The following is a 15,803-nucleotide window of genomic DNA, read 5'->3' on the forward strand; positions in this document are numbered from 1 at the left end:
ACGAGAATAGCATTGCCGCTTCGCTGAGGATGCGAGGGAGTTCACTTTATGGGAGAACGGAGTGGGTTGTTTTGCCGGGTGGCGGCTGCGCCTTACCCGGCCTACGGGGAAAGGTAGGCCGGGTAAGCGTAAGCGCCACCCGGCTAAAAAGGCTTACGCCTGCGTCTCCAGCCAGTCTTCGAGGGTATACAGCGTCGCGCCTTCCGCAGCCATATCCATAAACGCCTGAGCGCTGTCCTGCGGGTGAATGTTTACCCCGCGGCAGCCGTCGGTGATGACGCTGACGGTATAACCTAACTGGAGCGCGTCCAGCACGGTAAACTTCACGCAGTAGTCCGTCGCCAGGCCCAGCACGATCAGCTCCGTGATTTCGTGATGACGTAACCACGCGTCCAGCGCCGTTTTCTGGCGATGCCCGTTATCAAAAAACGCGCTATAGCTGTCGATAGCCGGGTTTTCACCTTTATGGAACACCGCGTCGATGGCTTTCTGATTCAGGAGCGGATGCAGCGCCGCGCCTTCCGTCTGCTGTACGCAGTGATCCGGCCAGAAGGTTTGCGCCAGCCCGTCGAGCTCCCCCTGAGTGAAGGGCTCGACGTCGTGCTGGCTGGCAAAGCTGCCGTGGTTCGCCGGGTGCCAGTCCTGGCTTGCGACGACCGCTTCGCCGCGGGCTTTGCACCAGTCAATCAGCGTGTTTGCCACGTCAACGGTGCTGTCACCTTCGGCGACGGCCAGCGCACCGCCCGCGCAGAAATCATTTTGCAAATCGACCAGTAGCAGGGCGCGTTGCTTCATGAGCACTCCTTATTCGTCCGGGGTCAGCTCGCCGCGCAGGTTTTGCATCATCGCGCTGCGAATGGACTGGATGTCCAGATCCTGACTCAGTAAATAGTGAAGTTTAGTCAGCGTTGCCTCAACGGTCATATCGAAGCCGCTGATAACCCCCGCATGCGCCAGCGCGTTGCCGGTGGCATAGCCGCCCATGTTGACCTTTCCGGACATGCACTGGGTCAGGTTTACGACCACAATTCCGCGCTCGCTGGCTTCCTGAAGCTCTTTCAGGAATTCGCCGTTCTGCGGCGCGTTGCCGACGCCATAGGAGCGCAGAATCAGCGCTTTCACCGGCTGGCGCAGGAAGTTACGTACCACGTCGGCAGAGATACCCGGGTAGATAGTGACCACGCCAATCGGTTGAGGAGTAATCGGATGCACAATCAGCTCGCCGGCGGTGTTCGGCGCAGGCGGCGTGCCCAGACGACGGATATGAATCCCGGCCTCCAGCAGCGGCTGCAGGTTAGGGGAGGCGAAGGCGTCAAAACCGTCGGCATGGGCTTTGGTGGTGCGGTTGCCGCGATACAGACGGTTGTTGAAGAACAGCGACACTTCGTTAATCGGGTAATTCGCCGCCACGTACAGGGAGTTCAGCAGGTTGATCTGCCCGTCCGAGCGCAGCTCCGCCAGCGGGATTTGCGACCCGGTGACGATAACCGGCTTGCTCAGGTTCTCCAGCATGAAGGAGAGCGCCGAGGCGGTAAACGCCATGGTGTCGGTGCCGTGCAGGATCACGAAGCCGTCGTACTGGTCGTAATGGGCTTTAATGTCATCCGCGATGTGCTGCCAGTCTTCCGGCGTCATGTCGGAGGAGTCCATCAGCGGCTCGTATTCGTGGATGGTGAAGTCAGGCATTTCCGGACGGTGGAATTCTGGCATCAGCGCAAGCTGACGCTGCAGGTGGCCGGAGACAGGGATATAGCCATTTTCAGAGCGCTGCATACCGATGGTACCGCCAGTGTAGGCTACATAAATCGATTTCTTCTGCATGGTAGTGAGTTCTTGTTCTTCAAAAGAAAAAAATCCCCTCTTCGCGGAAAGAGGGGACGGTTTTTAACGGACGTTAGCGCAGGTCAGGCAAAACGCGTAACGACTCTGTGGATCGTTAAAGGCCGCGAGCTTATCGCTTTCCGCCTTCATCGCTTTCGCTGCCGTGGCGACCGGCGCAGGCAGGTAAGCCTGCATCGCCTCCGGCAACATGGCGCGTACCGAGCCGGACATGCTGTCCATGACCATATCGAAGAACGACGGCTCGTCCTGATAATACTCGATATGCCACTGCTTGAGTTTCGCCAGCTCGGCGGCTTTCTTCACCGCATCATCGAAGTCGCCCAGGCTGTCGACCAGACCGTTGCTCTTCGCATCCTGGCCGGTCCAGACGTGGCCCTGCGCGATCTGGTCGATCTGCTCAGGCGTCTTTTTACGCGAGTCCGCGACCAGGGTGATAAAGCGTTTATAGCCGTTCTCAATGCTGAGCTGCATCATCTCAGAGACTTCCGGCGGCAGGGATTTGGTCACCGATACATCCGCCAGCGGAGAGGTGGCCACGCCATCGGTATGCACGCCCAGAGAATCCAGGCTGTTCTCCACGGTGTTGATCACCCCGAAGATGCCAATCGAGCCGGTCAGCGTGCTTGGGTTAGCCACAATGTAGTTGGCTGGCGTTGAGATCCAGTAACCCCCGGAGGCGGCCATTCCGCCCATGGAGACGACGACCGGCTTGCCGGCGGCGCGCGCCGCGGCCAGTTCAGCGCGGATCACTTCAGAGGCACTAACGCTGCCGCCAGGGCTGTTCACCCGAAGGACAATCGCTTTCACTTTCGGATCCAGGCGAGCATCGCGGATTTGTGACGCGGTAGTATCGCCGCCCACGTTCCCCGGCGTCTCCTGGCCGTCCATGATGGCGCCGTTGGCAAACACCACCGCGACGCTGTCACCGCTGTCATCCGGCTTTTTCGTCGAGTAATCATACATGCTGATGGCGCTGTAATTTTTGTCCTCTTTGCTCCAGCCAAACTGTTTGCTCAGCGATTTTTCAATCTCGGCGCTGGTGCCCAGGGCATCCACCAGTTTGTTATCCAGCGCATATTTCGCGGTATCACCGTCAACCTTACGCAGGCCTTCCAGCACGCCCTGCGCGCCGGGGAACGCCTGCTCAGGCGTAATCTGGCGGTTAGCGGCAACGGTGCCCAGATAGTTCTGCCACAGCTCGCCAATCCAGCGGCTGTCCGCTTCACGGGCGGCAGGGGACATATCGTCGCGGATAAACGGCTCCACGGCGGATTTGTACGTGCCGACGCGGAAGACGTGGGTGGTGACCTTCAGCTTGTCGAGCAGCGATTTGTAGTACAGGCCGTTGGTGGCAAAGCCGTGCAGATCGACCGTGCCCTGCGGGGAGAGCCAGATTTTATTGGCGAAGCTCGCCAGATAATATTGCCCCTGGCTGTAGCTGTCGCCCACGGCAATTACCGGCTTGCCGCTGTCGCGGAATTCGCGCAGCGCTTTACCGATGTACTGCATGGAAGGCTGATCGCCGCCGGCAAAATCTTTCAGATCCAGCACGATCCCGGTGATGTTCCGGTCGTCTTTGGCCTGGCGGATGGTATCGACGATATCGAACAGGGAGTTTTCCTGCAGACGATCTGAGGTTGCGCCAAACAGCTGGCGACCAATCACGCTCAGGCGACTGCTGGTGGACGGCTTATCAACGATAACGCCGGTGATATCGAGTAATAGCGCGCCGCGCGTTGAATGCTGCGCCTGATTCGCATTGCTGATATGCATCCAGATGCCCGCGCAAACCAGAACCAGGAAGATGAAGAAGATGTTCATCACCAGGTTGCGGACGAAGTTGAGCAGTCTCCACGTCCATTTAAAGAAACCGGCAATGATTCGCCAAAGGGTTCGCATGTATTCTCCCTAACCAGAAAATGACTGTTTCCGTCGCCACTGGACGGTAATGTTGGGTTATCGTAATGACCCAACCGCCACTTGTCAGCAGGAATCGCCTGCCAGGCTGTAACAAAATCTGCCGTCGTGTTAATTTTGTGAGTAAATTTCAAGAAAGGAGTTAACCAATGGACGCACTCGAACTGCTTGTTAACCGCCGTAGCGCTTCCCGTCTGGCCGAACCTGCCCCGGCAGGCGAGCAGCTGGAGAACATTCTGCGTGCCGGCATGCGTGCCCCCGATCACGGCACGCTGCAGCCGTGGCACTTCTTTGTAATTGAAGGCGAAGGACGCGATCGTTTCAGCCAACTGCTGGAGAAGGGCGCGGTTGCCGCAGGCCAGGATGAGAAGGGGATTGATAAAGCCCGCAACGCGCCGTTCCGCGCCCCGATGATCGTCACCGTCGTGGCCAAATGCCAGGCTGACCATAAGGTGCCGGTCTGGGAACAGGAGATGTCCGCGGGCTGTGCGGTGATGGCGATGCAAATGGCCGCCGTCGCGCAGGGCTTTAACGGTATCTGGCGCACCGGTGCGCTGACCGAAAGCCCGGCGGTTCGTGACGGTTTTGGCTGCGGCGAGCATGACAAAATCGTCGGCTTCCTCTATCTCGGCACCCCGCAGCTTAAAGCCTCCAGCACCATCAGCGTGCCGGACACCACGCCTTTCGTCAGCCGTTTCTGATAACCCGCGCTAAACTGTCTGGATTCTGAGCATCCGCCGCAGAATTCAGACAGTCATACTTACCTCTTTATGGAATGAGCGCTACCATAGCGCGATTGAGATGACAGGAGACGTCCATGAGCGAGCAAACCATTCGTTTAACGCAATACAGCCACGGAGCCGGTTGCGGTTGTAAAATTTCCCCGAAAGTGCTGGAGACCATCCTGCACAGTGAACAGGCGAAGTTTGTCGACCCGAACCTGCTTGTCGGCAACGAAACGCGTGACGATGCTGCAGTTTATGACTTAGGTAACGGCACCAGCATTATCAGCACCACTGACTTCTTTATGCCGATTGTCGACAATCCGTTCGACTTCGGTCGCATTGCGGCCACCAACGCCATCAGCGATATCTTCGCGATGGGCGGTAAGCCGATCATGGCGATTGCCATTCTGGGCTGGCCGATCAACACCATCCCGCCGGAAGTGGCCCGTGAAGTGATTGATGGCGGTCGTTTTGCCTGCCAGCAGGCGGGGATTGCGCTGGCCGGTGGTCACTCTATTGATGCGCCTGAACCTATCTTTGGCCTGGCCGTTACCGGCGTGGTGCCGACCGAGCGCGTGAAGCGCAACAGCACCGCGCAGGCGGGCTGCAAACTGTTCCTTACCAAGCCGCTGGGCATTGGCGTGCTGACGACCGCCGAGAAAAAATCCCTGCTGAAACCGGAGCACAAAGGTCTGGCAACGGAAGTGATGTGCCAGATGAACCTCGCCGGTGCGGCATTCGCCAATATCGACGGCGTGAAGGCGATGACCGACGTCACCGGTTTTGGTCTGCTGGGGCACCTCTCTGAAGTGTGTCAGGGCGCGGGCGTGCAGGCGCAGGTCTGGTATCAGGACGTGCCGAAGCTGCCGGGCGTGGAGGAGTATATTGCTCAGGGCGCGGTCCCGGGCGGTACCCAGCGCAACTTCGCCAGCTACGGTCACCTGATGGGCGAAATGCCTGAGGAGTGGCGCAACCTGCTGTGCGATCCGCAAACTTCCGGCGGTCTGCTGCTGGCGGTCACGCCGGAATCCGAAGCCGAGGTTCAGGCGACCGCCGCCGAGTTTGGTATTACCCTGACGGCAATCGGCGAGCTGGTGACCGCGCGCGGTGGCCGACCGATGATAGAGATCCGTTAATTCGATGCGGTTGTTTATTGCCGAAAAGCCGAGCCTGGCCCGTGCCATCGCCGACGTGCTGCCTAAGCCGCATCGCAAAGGCGACGGCTTTATCGAATGCGGTAACGGGCAGGTGGTCACCTGGTGTATCGGTCACCTGCTTGAGCAGGCGCAGCCGGATGTCTACGACAGCCGCTACGCCCGCTGGAACCTGAACGATCTGCCCATCGTGCCGGAAAAATGGCGCCTGCAGCCCCGGCCTTCGGTCACCAAACAGCTCAACGTGATCAAGCGCTTCCTGCATGAAGCCGCTGAAATCGTGCACGCGGGTGACCCGGACAGGGAAGGGCAGCTGCTGGTCGATGAGGTGCTGGACTATCTGGAGCTGGCACCGGAAAAGCGTCAGCAGGTGCAGCGCTGCCTGATTAACGACCTCAACCCGCAGGCGGTGGAGCGGGCAATCTCGCGCCTGCGCGCCAACAGCGAGTTTATTCCGCTGTGCGTCTCGGCGCTCGCGCGTGCCCGCGCCGACTGGCTGTACGGTATCAACATGACCCGCGCGTATACCATCCTCGGGCGCAACGCGGGCTATCAGGGCGTGCTCTCCGTGGGGCGCGTGCAGACGCCGGTGCTGGGGCTGGTGGTGCGTCGCGACGAAGAGATCGAAAATTTCGTCGCCAAAGACTTCTTTGAAGTCAAAGCGCATATCGTCACGCCGAAAGACGAACGCTTTACCGCCGTCTGGCAGCCGAGCGACGCCTGCGAATCGTACCAGGATGAAGAGGGGCGCCTGCTCCATCGTCCGCTGGCTGAGCATGTGGTTAACCGCATTACCGGTCAGCCGGCTATCGTTACCAGCTATAACGATAAACGGGAATCAGAACCCGCGCCGCTGCCGTTTTCGCTGTCGGCCCTGCAGATTGAGGCCGCGAAGCGCTTTGGCCTCAGCGCGCAGAACGTGCTGGATATCTGCCAGAAGCTCTATGAAACCCATAAGCTCATCACCTACCCGCGTTCGGACAGCCGCTATCTGCCGGAAGAGCACTTTGCCGGACGCCATTCGGTGATGAACGCCATTAGCGTGCACGCGCCGGATCTGCTCCCGCAGCCGGCGGTAAACCCGGACACCCATAACCGCTGCTGGGATGATAAAAAGGTGGATGCCCACCACGCGATTATCCCGACGGCGCGCGCCAGCAACGTCAACCTGACGGATAACGAAGCGAAGGTCTATAACCTGATCGCCCGTCAGTACCTGATGCAGTTCTGCCCGGACGCGGTGTTCCGCAAGTGCGTGATTGAGCTTGAGATTGCCAAAGGCAAGTTTGTCGCCAAAGCGCGTTTCCTTGCAGAAGCGGGCTGGCGCACGCTGCTCGGTAACAAAGAGCGCGACGAGGAGAACGACGGCACGCCGCTGCCGGTGGTCGCTAAAGATGACGAGCTGCTGTGCGAGAAGGGCGAAGTGGTTGAACGTCAGACCCAGCCGCCGCGCCATTTCACCGATGCGACGCTGCTGTCGGCCATGACCGGGATCGCCCGGTTTGTGCAGGATAAAGATCTGAAGAAGATCCTGCGCGCCACCGACGGTCTCGGTACGGAAGCAACCCGCGCGGGGATCATCGAGCTGCTCTTTAAGCGCGGCTTCCTGGAGAAAAAGGGACGCTACATCCACTCGACGGAGCCTGGCCGGGCGCTAATCCACTCTCTGCCGGAGCTGGCCGCCAGGCCGGACATGACCGCGCACTGGGAATCGGTGCTGACGCAGATCAGCGAGAAGCAGTGTCGCTATCAGGACTTTATGCAGCCGCTGGTGGGGACGCTTTACCAGCTGATCGATCAGGCGCGCAGCACGCCGGTGAAAACGTTCCGAGGGATGATTGCACCCGGTGGCGGCGCGAAGAAACCGTTTAAAAAGAAAAAGAGCGCTGCTGCCTCTTAAACCGTAGGCCGGGTAAGGCGAAGCCGCCACCTGGCGAAAGACAACTCTGCGGCCTGAGAAAAGCCCGGTGGCGCTAACGCTTACCGGGCCTACAAGGGCGAGAATGCAGCGAAACCTTAAATCACACCCTGCCCAATCATCGCATCCGCCACCTTCACGAACCCGGCGATATTGGCCCCGCGCACGTAGTTGGTTTGCGATGCCTCGCCGCCGTACTCCACGCAGGCATGGTGAATATCCAGCATGATATGGTGCAGGCGCGCATCCACTTTCTCCGCCTTCCAGCCGAGACGCGCGGCGTTTTGCGCCATCTCGAGGCCGGAGGTCGCCACGCCGCCCGCGTTCGCGGCCTTGCCCGGCGCAAACAGCACGCCCGCTTCCAGGAACAGGTCCGTCGCGTCGATGGTGGTCGGCATATTCGCCCCTTCGGCCACCGCTTTTACGCCGTTGCTAATCAGTGTACGCGCGGCTTCAACATCCAGCTCGTTCTGCGTGGCGCACGGCAGGGCGATATCCACCGGCACGCCCCACGGCTGTTTACCTTCCAGGTAGGTCAGGCCAAACTCCCGGGCATAATCCGCCACGCGACCGTCGCGGCTGGCTTTGATTTCACACAGGCGCGCCAGTTTCTCTGCCGTGAAGCCCGCTTCATCCACCACCGTGCCGCTGGAGTCAGAGGCGGTCACCACGCGAGCGCCAAACTGCATCGCTTTCTCAATCGCGTACTGCGCCACGTTACCGGAGCCGGACACCGCGACGCGCATACCTTCGAAGCCCAGACCGTGACGCTTGAGCATGGCCTCGGTGAAGTAAACCAGACCGTAGCCGGTTGCTTCCGGGCGGATCAGGCTCCCGCCAAACGACAGCCCCTTGCCGGTAAAGACGCAGGCGCTGTTGTTGGAGAGCTTTTTCATCATCCCGGCCATAAAGCCCACTTCGCGTCCGCCCACGCCGATATCACCGGCAGGCACGTCGGTGTCAGGACCAAGATGACGATACAGTTCGGTCATTAGCGCCTGGCAGAAGCGCATCACTTCACCTTCGCTTTTGCCTTTCGGGTCGAAATCGCTGCCGCCTTTTCCGCCGCCCATCGGGAGCGTGGTGAGGGCATTTTTAAAGGTCTGCTCGAAGCCGAGGAATTTCAGAATCGACAGGTTTACGGACGGGTGGAAGCGCATGCCGCCCTTAAACGGGCCAATGGCCGAGTTAAACTGTACGCGCCACGCGCGGTTAACCTGTACCTGATTGCGATCGTCAACCCAGGTCACGCGGAACTGGATCACGCGCTCCGGCTCGACAAGGCGTTCAAGCAGCGACATCTGGCGATAACGCGGGTTTTGTTCAAGGAAAGGCCACAGGGTGGTCATAACTTCTCGTACGGCCTGCGCGAACTCGCTTTGGTGCGGGTCGCGCTGCTGAACATGGGCAAGGAAACTTTCCAGAGAGCGTGTCTGATCCATAGATATAAGAACCTCTTATCGTATTTTATGTGTATTACTTATGCGATTTGTGTTGTTTTTTTGACTATACCACCCGCACCGCTTTGTGAGGCAAGCAGAAATGTATGCCGAAAGGGAAATTAATGAGAGCGCGGGCGTCATAACCAAAAGCGATGAAGAGATAAATTAAAGGTTCCGCTCTGGTTTACCGTTATAGTCATTATCAAGGAACTACAGGAAGATGTGTCTATGAAACGTTATCTACTCACCGCGCTGTGTGCGATCTTTGCCGCAGGCGTGCAGGCCAACCCCATTCTCCCGGACGTGGAGGTGAATGTGCCGCCGGAAGTGTTTAGCTCCAGCGGCCAGAATCAAACGGTGCAGCCCTGCAATCAGTGCTGTATCTATCAGAATCAAAACTACTCGGAAGGGGCCGTTGTGAAAGCGGACGGCATTTTGCTGCAGTGCCAGCGCGACGAGCGCGCCATCAGCACGAACCCGCTGGTCTGGCGTCGCGTAAAACAATAAAGGCTTCCAGCAGCGGAATATCCGCGGGCGCCAGGGCGTAGCAAAATGCCTCTTCCGGCGTACACCACGCGAGCGCGCTGTGGTAGTGCGCCGTGAGCTCGCCGCGAAAAGCAGGAACGTGCCAGGCATGCAGGTTAATCAACCGCTGGGAGACTTCCCGCTGGTGGCTTGCCACGTATTGCCCCGGCAGGGCGTCAATGCCCAACTCTTCACGCAGCTCGCGGATAAGCGCTTCTGGCTGGGTTTCTCCGGCCTCGACTTTACCGCCTGCAAATTCCCACATTCCCGGCTGGTCGGCATGGGCAGGGCGCTGCGCCAGTAAAATATTGCCGTCTTTTTCGATGATGGCGGCAACGACATCGAGTGTTTTCAGCATGGTCGTCAATAATTGATAGCGAAAAAAGACATATTATCGTGCCCTTTCTCAGAGTCCAGTAAACAGGAGAATCAGGTGAAAGAGTCCACCGCCTGGGTTGCCCCCCTCGAATCCCTTCCCGCCAGCCTAAAACCGATAGCCGCCATGCAGAAAAAGCATTTTGGCGCGGTGCTGAATCCCACCCGCTGGTGGGGGCGAATGCCGCGTCTGTTCTGGCTGGTGGCGCTGTTTGTCGGCTTTCTGGAACGCCGTCGCGCGCGCCTGACGCCCGCGCTGCGTTCGCTGCTCATGACGCGGGTGTCCCAGCTCTGTCACTGCGCTTTCTGTATTGATGCCAACAGCCTGCGGCTGGCCGAGCGCTGCGGTGCGCTGGATAAGGTGCAGGCCGTGGGCGACTGGCAGGAATCCGCCTTGTTCACCGAGCAAGAGCGCGCGGCGCTGGCCTACGCCGAAGCGGTAACCGCCACGCCGCCCCGGGCGGATGAGGCCATCAGAACGGCGCTGAAGCGCCACTTTACGGACGAGGCTATCACCGAAATGACGGCGCTCATTGCCTTTCAGAACCTCTCCGCCCGCTTTAACGCCGCGCTGGATATTCCCGCGCAGGGGCTGTGCGCCACGTTTAACGAGACGCCCCATGCTTGACCGTTACCTTCACCCGCGGGTAAAGCCCGCGCTGAATCGTCTGGTTTCTATGCTGGATAAGCCGGGCATCACGCCCGACGGAGTCACCCTGACCGGGTTTGCCGTCGGCGTGCTGGCGCTGCCGTTTCTGGCCCTCGGCTGGTATCCGGCGGCGCTGGTCGCCATCGTGCTTAACCGCCTGCTGGATGGTCTGGACGGCGCCCTGGCGCGCCGGAGAGGGCTGACCGATGCGGGGGGATTTCTCGATATCGCGCTCGATTTTCTGTTCTACGCCCTGGTGCCGTTTGGCTTTGCGCTGGCAGCACCCGCTGAGAATGCGCTGGCCGCCGCCTGGCTGCTGTTTGCGTTTATCGGGACCGGCAGCAGCTTTCTGGCGTTTGCGGCGCTGGCGGCGAAGCACGACATCGACAACCCCGGCTATGCGCACAAGTCGTTTTATTACATCGGTGGGTTAACGGAAGGGACGGAGACCATCGCGCTGTTCGTGCTGTGCTGCCTCTTCCCGGCACACTTTGCGCTATTCGCGTGGGTATTCGGCGCGCTGTGCTGGCTGACCACCACAACGCGCGTCTGGAGCGGCTATGTGACGCTGAAGTCACTCAATCGTTAGAGCGCACTTTCTGGCCCGCGCGCGCCGGAGATGATCGGGTTCTGCGGGTGGCTGCTCCATTCGTACCAGCCGCCGTCATAGACGGCGACATTCTTCCAGCCCATCGCCCGGGCGTACATAAAGGTTTCTGACGCCCGCCACCCGGTGCCGCAGTAAAACGCGACGTGTTGTTCGGGCAGAATATTCCAGCGCTTCCACTGGGCGGTGATATCGTCCGCGCTGCGCATGGTGCCATCCGGGTTATGGAAGTCTTCCATATGGGTCGCGTCGCTGCCCGCATGACCCCAGCGGGCACCGGCTATTTCACCTTTTGGCTTGATGTAGCTGTAGCCGCTGGTTTCGCCGATGAACTCCGGCCAGGAACGAATGCTGACCAGGGAGGCATCCTGACGGTGCAGCATCCCGCGCGCCTGCTCCATATCGACCATCAGCTGCGGCTGGCCGGGGATCGGCGCGCCGAAATCGGGGGCTGGCGTCACGTTGCCGGGCGTGCCGCGTTCAACCGGCAGATCTGCATCTGACCACGCTTTCCAGCCGCCGTCGAGAATGCGCACATCCTTCACGCCCGCATACAGCATAATCTGCGCCACGCGCGCGGCGGCGTAGACGTCACGGCCATACAAAATGACGGTGGTATCGTGGCGGATCCCGTGCTTCGCCAGCATCGCTTTCAGCTTGTCGTCGGAGACTTTATTCCACAGCGGCTCGCTTTCCACCTCGTTGGTGTCAATGTAGCCCGCGCCGGGAATGTGGTTCAGCAGGTAAAACTTCGGTGCGCCCCAGGCGGCCTCAATCACTTTCCAGTCGCCCGACGGCGCGGCGGTCACGGGTTTACCCTGCTGGAGGCGGTGGATCCACTGCGGGTAAACCAGCTGTTCAAAGTGAGGCAGCCGCTGAAGACGGTCGGGCGTCTGCAGGGCGTCGCTGAGCAGCGAGACGTGGCGGTATCCGGCTTTTTCCAGGCGGGATTTCACCGCCAGGTTATCGCTCTCGTCGCCGTACAGGGCGATAGCCGTCGCGGGCGTAAGCTGATGCTGTTTTGCCCAAAGTGCAATCTGCTCGTCGCTCATTGCGCCCAGCCAGGCGGCAGCCAGGTTGAGTGCGGCGGGTTCATGCCCGGAGGGGCCGCTGAGCGTCTGCGGCCAGCCGTTGTAAAACGCGCTGGGGCGGGTGTCGACAGGCGTGCCGTGCTGCGCCTGAAGCTGAGACAGCGTCATCGCGTTGGGCATATCAGCCGCCAGAGAGGAAAAGGAAGCGAGGCCGCAGAGCAGGGCCAGCGCGGTCAGTTGAGAAACACGTTTCATCGAATAACCTGACGTCAGTAAAAGAGGGGGGCATTGTCGTCTCTCCGGAAACGGAAAACATTGCGTTAGCACATTATTGCCAGCGAGAAATCTCAATCAGCTCGCCGCCGGGCGGAATATCATCTTCGTCATGGGTGACCAGCACCACCGGGATATTGCGCGCGCGGACGGCGTCAAATACCCATTCCCGAAACGTCGTGCGCAGCGTTTTATCGAGGCGGCTGAACGGTTCATCCAGCAGCAGCGCCTGCGGCTCAGCGAGCAGGGCCCGCAGCAGGCTGACCCGGGCACGCTCCCCGCCGGAGAGGGTGGTCGGATCGCTGGCGTAATGACCGCTCAGCCCGGCGGAATCCAGCGCCTGCTCGACCGCGTCCCGACGCGCGCGCCCTGCGATCCGCTCAGGCAAGGCCAGCAGCAAATTTTGCCCGACGCTGAACTGTTCAAACAGCAGCGCGTCCTGAAAGAGGATGCCCAGCCCGCGGGCTTCAACGGGAAGGCTATCGCAGCGACGCGCGTCGAGCCACAGTTCGCCTTGCGCCCGAAAATCGTCTGACAGCGCGCCGACCATCCACGCAAAAAGGGTCGATTTGCCGCTGCCGGACGGCCCCATCAGGGTAACGATCTCCCCGCGAGGAACGCAAAAACTGACCTCGCGGAAAAGCGGTTCGATGGTGAGATCTTTTACCTGCAGCATTAACGTAATCCTTGACGGTAGCGGCCTGCGAGCCGGGATAACAGGGCGGCAATACCGAACACCGTCCCCGTAACCAGCAGTAATCCCAGCGCCCGGCTAGCGAGAACGGGGATGCTGCCCCCGCTGCTGAGTGCGACGGTTTCGGTGGTCAGCGTGGCGAAACGCCCCGCGCCAAGCCAGAGCGTCGGCATGTATTGCGCCATGCTAACGGAAAAGCCGGTGGCAAAGGCCAGCAGCGCAGGACGCACCAGCAGGGGGCATTTCAGCAGTAAGAATATTTTCGCCCGTCGCCAGCCGAGCGTTCTGGCGGTAAGGATAAGCCGGGGATCGATCCGCCGCCAGGCGGGCTGCAGAACCAGCAGCATCCACGGTAACACCCACAGCAGATGGCTCCAGAGCACGGCGGCATAGTGCCCGTCGAGCCCCAGACGCAAAGCAATAAAGTATTGCCCGGTGACGAGCGGCAGCGCCGGAAGGGCGAGCGGCAGCCACACCCACACTGCGCCGCGCTGCGGTCCCCATTCCAGCCAGAGAAAAATGACGATGAGGGCGATCAGGCTCGACAGCAGGCCGAAGGAGAGGCTGGTACCCACGGGACCCACGTCGCCCCCTCGCGCCAGCATCAGCAGTACCGCGGTGCACAGGATGCCGCACGCGGGCAGTAACCCGCTGAGTGTCCGCTCAAGCAGGACGCGCTGAGACCTTCGGCGCGTCCCCGCGAGATTCGGGATCGTGCGACGCCATGCCTTCCAGAGGCCGTAACCGAGGGCGGCAAGCGCGGCCAGCATCATAAGGAGAAGCTGGCACAGCAGCATTCCTTTTGCCTGCTGCTGCGCGTCGCCCTGGCTTAGCCACTGCCAGGCCAGCACGGCCAGGGTGGGCGGGTTGCCGGGCCCGAGAACGATCGCCACATCCACGACCGAGAGTGACCACGCCAGCACGGCCAGCATCACCGCGCCGAGGACAGGGGCGATCGCCGGGAGGATCAGCCAGCTGAGCGTCTGATAACGCCCGTAGCCAAAGGTTTGCAGGACGATCTTCTGCTGCGCGAGCCGATTTTCCGGCAGTACGGCGTAAATGGCCCACAGCACGAACGCGCTCTCTTTGACCGCGAGCGTCAGGCCCAGCCCGACGCCGTAGCGGTCAAACGGCGGCGAACAGACGGTGCAGAGCTGATAAAGCAGACCGCCCTCGGCAAACAGCAGTAACGCGCTGGTGGCAAACGCCACATGGGGGATCGCCAATAGCCACGGCAGGCGGGTAGAGAGGCGTCGCCAGCGTTGACCGGGCCACAGAAGACAGACGAGGAAAAGGGCAATCAGCAACGCCCCCAGCGTGGCGATGAGCGTTGAGACCAGCGTGGCGACGGTCGCCTGTGGGAGCTGCGGATCGTCCAGCAGAAGCTGCCAGTTTGTCACAGAAAACGCCGGTGCGAACAGCATGACGCCGGCGGGCAGGAGCGGCAGATAAATCACCGCCATCACCAGCCAGACTAGCCCGCTCAGCGGGTGCCGTAACGACGCAGCCATTCCTGCTCCAGCGCGTTCACCCAGGCGGACTGCGGCTCTGCAAGCACCTGCGGCAGCCCCTGAGGCGTATGGGCCAGCAGCTGTTTCGCGTCACCTTCGGGCAGAGCTTTCGCATCCAGCACGCTTGGGTCTCCCCAGACGGCCGGGTCGGCCTTGCGGATTTGCGCCTGCGGTGACAGCAGGAAATTAGCGACCACTTTTGCACCGGCGCTCGCGCTGGCATTGGCAGGAATCGCCACAAAATGGACGTTGCCGAGCATCCCGCTATGGAAACCAAAGCTATAGCTGTCGGCAGGCAGTTCGCCGCTCGCCACTTTCTGCTGCGCATGGGCCGGGTTAAAGGTCAGCGACAGGTTCAGACTGCCGCCGGCAAGCAGGGCATCCATCCGCGCAGGGGAAGGGGGAAAGTCTTTTCCTTCGCGCCACAGCAGCGGGTGCAGCTTGTCGAGGTAGGCCCAGAGCGGCGCCGTAACCTGAGCAAACGTTGCATCTGGCGCTTTTTGTAACGCCTCTGGATGCGCCGTAAGCGTCAGCAGCAGCTGCTCAAGAAATGCCGTGCCGGTAAAATCGGGCGGGCGAGGATAGCTCACCTTACCCGGGTGCTGCTGCGCGTACGCCAGCAGCGCCTGTGGATCCACCGGCGGCGTCGGCATGCTGGCTTTGCGGGCGATAAAGGTCAGCTGCGCGCCGCCCCACGGCGATTCCGCCCCGTCTGTGGGAATAGCAAAATCTTCCGTGACGGGTTTACGGGTATCGACATAGCGCCAGTTTGGCAACGTCTTCGCCCATCCGGTTTGCAGTAGGTTCGCCTCTTTTAACGTGCGGAAGTTTTCGCCGTTGACCCACAGCAGGTCAACCGAGCCCTTGGTCTTACGCCCAGCGGCAGCTTCGGTCTGAATACGTTTTACCGCATCGGCGGCGTCCGCCAGCGGGACGATTTTTAGGGTAATGGCGTAGTGCGTTTGCATCTCACCGCTGACCCACTCAAGGTAGCGGTTGACCGCCGGATCGCCGCCCCAGGCGTTAAACCAGACGGTCTGGCCTTTGGCCTGCTGTTGGATAGCGTGCCAGCTTTCGGCGGCACAGAGGGGGGCTGTCAGCAGCAGACCGGTCAGGAACGCGCAAAAACGCACACGGCGC

15 protein-coding genes are annotated in these 15,803 nt (G+C 60.6%); 6 read left to right on the forward strand and 9 right to left on the reverse strand.

Annotated elements, in window-relative coordinates:
* Positions 1–153 precede the first annotated feature (153 nt).
* The 3 genes from pncA to sppA all read right to left on the reverse strand — a co-directional run bounded on the left by pncA (position 154) and on the right by sppA (position 3,741).
* Positions 154–795, reverse strand: a complete 642-nt coding sequence (gene pncA, locus L370_RS06420) for a bifunctional nicotinamidase/pyrazinamidase (RefSeq protein ID WP_023335335.1) — start codon at positions 793–795, stop codon at positions 154–156.
* Positions 796–804: 9 nt separating this feature from the next.
* Positions 805–1,821, reverse strand: coding sequence for an asparaginase (gene ansA, locus L370_RS06415; protein ID WP_008500705.1), 1,017 nt, complete (start codon positions 1,819–1,821; stop codon positions 805–807).
* A 63-nt stretch (positions 1,822–1,884) separates the two neighbouring features.
* The gene (gene sppA / locus L370_RS06410; RefSeq protein WP_023335336.1) at positions 1,885–3,741 is read right to left on the reverse strand and encodes a signal peptide peptidase SppA; all 1,857 of its coding nucleotides are present in this window, start codon (positions 3,739–3,741) and stop codon (positions 1,885–1,887) included.
* 167 nt (positions 3,742–3,908) lie between these two features.
* Here sppA and L370_RS06405 point away from each other — a divergent pair, with 167 nt between their 5' ends.
* The 3 genes from L370_RS06405 to L370_RS06395 all read left to right on the forward strand — a co-directional run bounded on the left by L370_RS06405 (position 3,909) and on the right by L370_RS06395 (position 7,538).
* On the forward strand, positions 3,909–4,460 hold the full coding sequence (locus L370_RS06405) for an NAD(P)H nitroreductase (protein WP_023335337.1): 552 nt from the start codon (positions 3,909–3,911) through the stop codon (positions 4,458–4,460).
* A gap of 116 nt (positions 4,461–4,576) precedes the next feature.
* Complete coding sequence (gene selD / locus L370_RS06400) at positions 4,577–5,620, forward strand: selenide, water dikinase SelD (RefSeq protein WP_008500702.1); 1,044 nt, start codon at positions 4,577–4,579, stop codon at positions 5,618–5,620.
* A 4-nt stretch (positions 5,621–5,624) separates the two neighbouring features.
* Positions 5,625–7,538, forward strand: a complete 1,914-nt coding sequence (locus tag L370_RS06395; protein WP_023335338.1) for a DNA topoisomerase III — start codon at positions 5,625–5,627, stop codon at positions 7,536–7,538.
* A gap of 116 nt (positions 7,539–7,654) precedes the next feature.
* Here L370_RS06395 and gdhA read toward each other — a convergent pair whose 3' ends face one another.
* Positions 7,655–8,998 (reverse strand): NADP-specific glutamate dehydrogenase, encoded by a 1,344-nt coding sequence (gene gdhA, locus L370_RS06390; RefSeq protein WP_023335339.1) that lies wholly within the window; start codon positions 8,996–8,998, stop codon positions 7,655–7,657.
* A gap of 228 nt (positions 8,999–9,226) precedes the next feature.
* Between gdhA and L370_RS06385 the strand changes: the two genes are divergently transcribed.
* Entirely contained in the window at positions 9,227–9,505 is a 279-nt protein-coding gene (locus tag L370_RS06385; protein WP_023335340.1) for a DUF1496 domain-containing protein, read from the forward strand.
* Here L370_RS06385 and L370_RS06380 read toward each other — a convergent pair.
* Positions 9,465–9,881, reverse strand: coding sequence for a pyrimidine (deoxy)nucleoside triphosphate diphosphatase (locus tag L370_RS06380; protein ID WP_023335341.1), 417 nt, complete (start codon positions 9,879–9,881; stop codon positions 9,465–9,467). The genes L370_RS06385 and L370_RS06380 overlap by 41 nt on opposite strands.
* Positions 9,882–9,956: 75 nt before the next feature.
* Between L370_RS06380 and L370_RS06375 the strand changes: the two genes are divergently transcribed.
* Both L370_RS06375 and L370_RS06370 read left to right on the forward strand, forming a co-directional pair.
* Positions 9,957–10,526, forward strand: coding sequence for a carboxymuconolactone decarboxylase family protein (locus L370_RS06375; RefSeq protein WP_023335342.1), 570 nt, complete (start codon positions 9,957–9,959; stop codon positions 10,524–10,526).
* On the forward strand, positions 10,519–11,136 hold the full coding sequence (locus L370_RS06370; RefSeq protein WP_023335343.1) for a CDP-alcohol phosphatidyltransferase family protein: 618 nt from the start codon (positions 10,519–10,521) through the stop codon (positions 11,134–11,136). The genes L370_RS06375 and L370_RS06370 overlap by 8 nt, the downstream gene beginning before the upstream one ends.
* Here the strand turns inward: L370_RS06370 and L370_RS06365 are convergent.
* The 4 genes from L370_RS06365 to L370_RS06350 all read right to left on the reverse strand — a co-directional run bounded on the left by L370_RS06365 (position 11,133) and on the right by L370_RS06350 (position 15,796).
* Positions 11,133–12,440: a sulfurtransferase gene (locus L370_RS06365; protein ID WP_023335344.1), complete on the reverse strand. Its 1,308-nt coding sequence runs from the start codon at positions 12,438–12,440 to the stop codon at positions 11,133–11,135. The genes L370_RS06370 and L370_RS06365 overlap by 4 nt on opposite strands.
* Before the next feature lie 73 nt (positions 12,441–12,513).
* Positions 12,514–13,134 carry an ATP-binding cassette domain-containing protein gene (locus L370_RS06360; RefSeq protein WP_023335345.1) on the reverse strand — a complete coding sequence of 207 codons (621 nt, stop codon included), beginning with the start codon at positions 13,132–13,134 and terminating at the stop codon, positions 12,514–12,516.
* Positions 13,134–14,663 carry an ABC transporter permease family protein gene (locus tag L370_RS06355; protein WP_023335346.1) on the reverse strand — a complete coding sequence of 510 codons (1,530 nt, stop codon included), beginning with the start codon at positions 14,661–14,663 and terminating at the stop codon, positions 13,134–13,136. Before L370_RS06355 ends, L370_RS06360 begins: the two co-directional genes overlap by 1 nt.
* Entirely contained in the window at positions 14,636–15,796 is a 1,161-nt protein-coding gene (locus L370_RS06350) for an ABC transporter substrate-binding protein (protein ID WP_369796164.1), read from the reverse strand. Before L370_RS06350 ends, L370_RS06355 begins: the two co-directional genes overlap by 28 nt.
* Positions 15,797–15,803 lie beyond the last annotated feature (7 nt).

This window comes from Enterobacter sp. MGH 24 (genome assembly GCF_000493015.1).
Classification (GTDB): Bacteria; Pseudomonadota; Gammaproteobacteria; order Enterobacterales; family Enterobacteriaceae; genus Enterobacter.

Coding starts and splice junctions, on each gene's coding strand:
- pncA (WP_023335335.1), bottom strand. CDS start 795: ATGAAGCAACGCGCCCTGCTACTGGTCGATTTGCAAAATGATTTCTGC.
- ansA (WP_008500705.1), bottom strand. CDS start 1,821: ATGCAGAAGAAATCGATTTATGTAGCCTACACTGGCGGTACCATCGGT.
- sppA (WP_023335336.1), bottom strand. CDS start 3,741: ATGCGAACCCTTTGGCGAATCATTGCCGGTTTCTTTAAATGGACGTGG.
- L370_RS06405 (WP_023335337.1), top strand. CDS start 3,909: ATGGACGCACTCGAACTGCTTGTTAACCGCCGTAGCGCTTCCCGTCTG.
- selD (WP_008500702.1), top strand. CDS start 4,577: ATGAGCGAGCAAACCATTCGTTTAACGCAATACAGCCACGGAGCCGGT.
- L370_RS06395 (WP_023335338.1), top strand. CDS start 5,625: ATGCGGTTGTTTATTGCCGAAAAGCCGAGCCTGGCCCGTGCCATCGCC.
- gdhA (WP_023335339.1), bottom strand. CDS start 8,998: ATGGATCAGACACGCTCTCTGGAAAGTTTCCTTGCCCATGTTCAGCAG.
- L370_RS06385 (WP_023335340.1), top strand. CDS start 9,227: ATGAAACGTTATCTACTCACCGCGCTGTGTGCGATCTTTGCCGCAGGC.
- L370_RS06380 (WP_023335341.1), bottom strand. CDS start 9,881: ATGCTGAAAACACTCGATGTCGTTGCCGCCATCATCGAAAAAGACGGC.
- L370_RS06370 (WP_023335343.1), top strand. CDS start 10,519: ATGCTTGACCGTTACCTTCACCCGCGGGTAAAGCCCGCGCTGAATCGT.
- L370_RS06365 (WP_023335344.1), bottom strand. CDS start 12,440: ATGAAACGTGTTTCTCAACTGACCGCGCTGGCCCTGCTCTGCGGCCTC.
- L370_RS06360 (WP_023335345.1), bottom strand. CDS start 13,134: ATGCTGCAGGTAAAAGATCTCACCATCGAACCGCTTTTCCGCGAGGTC.
- L370_RS06355 (WP_023335346.1), bottom strand. CDS start 14,663: ATGGCTGCGTCGTTACGGCACCCGCTGAGCGGGCTAGTCTGGCTGGTG.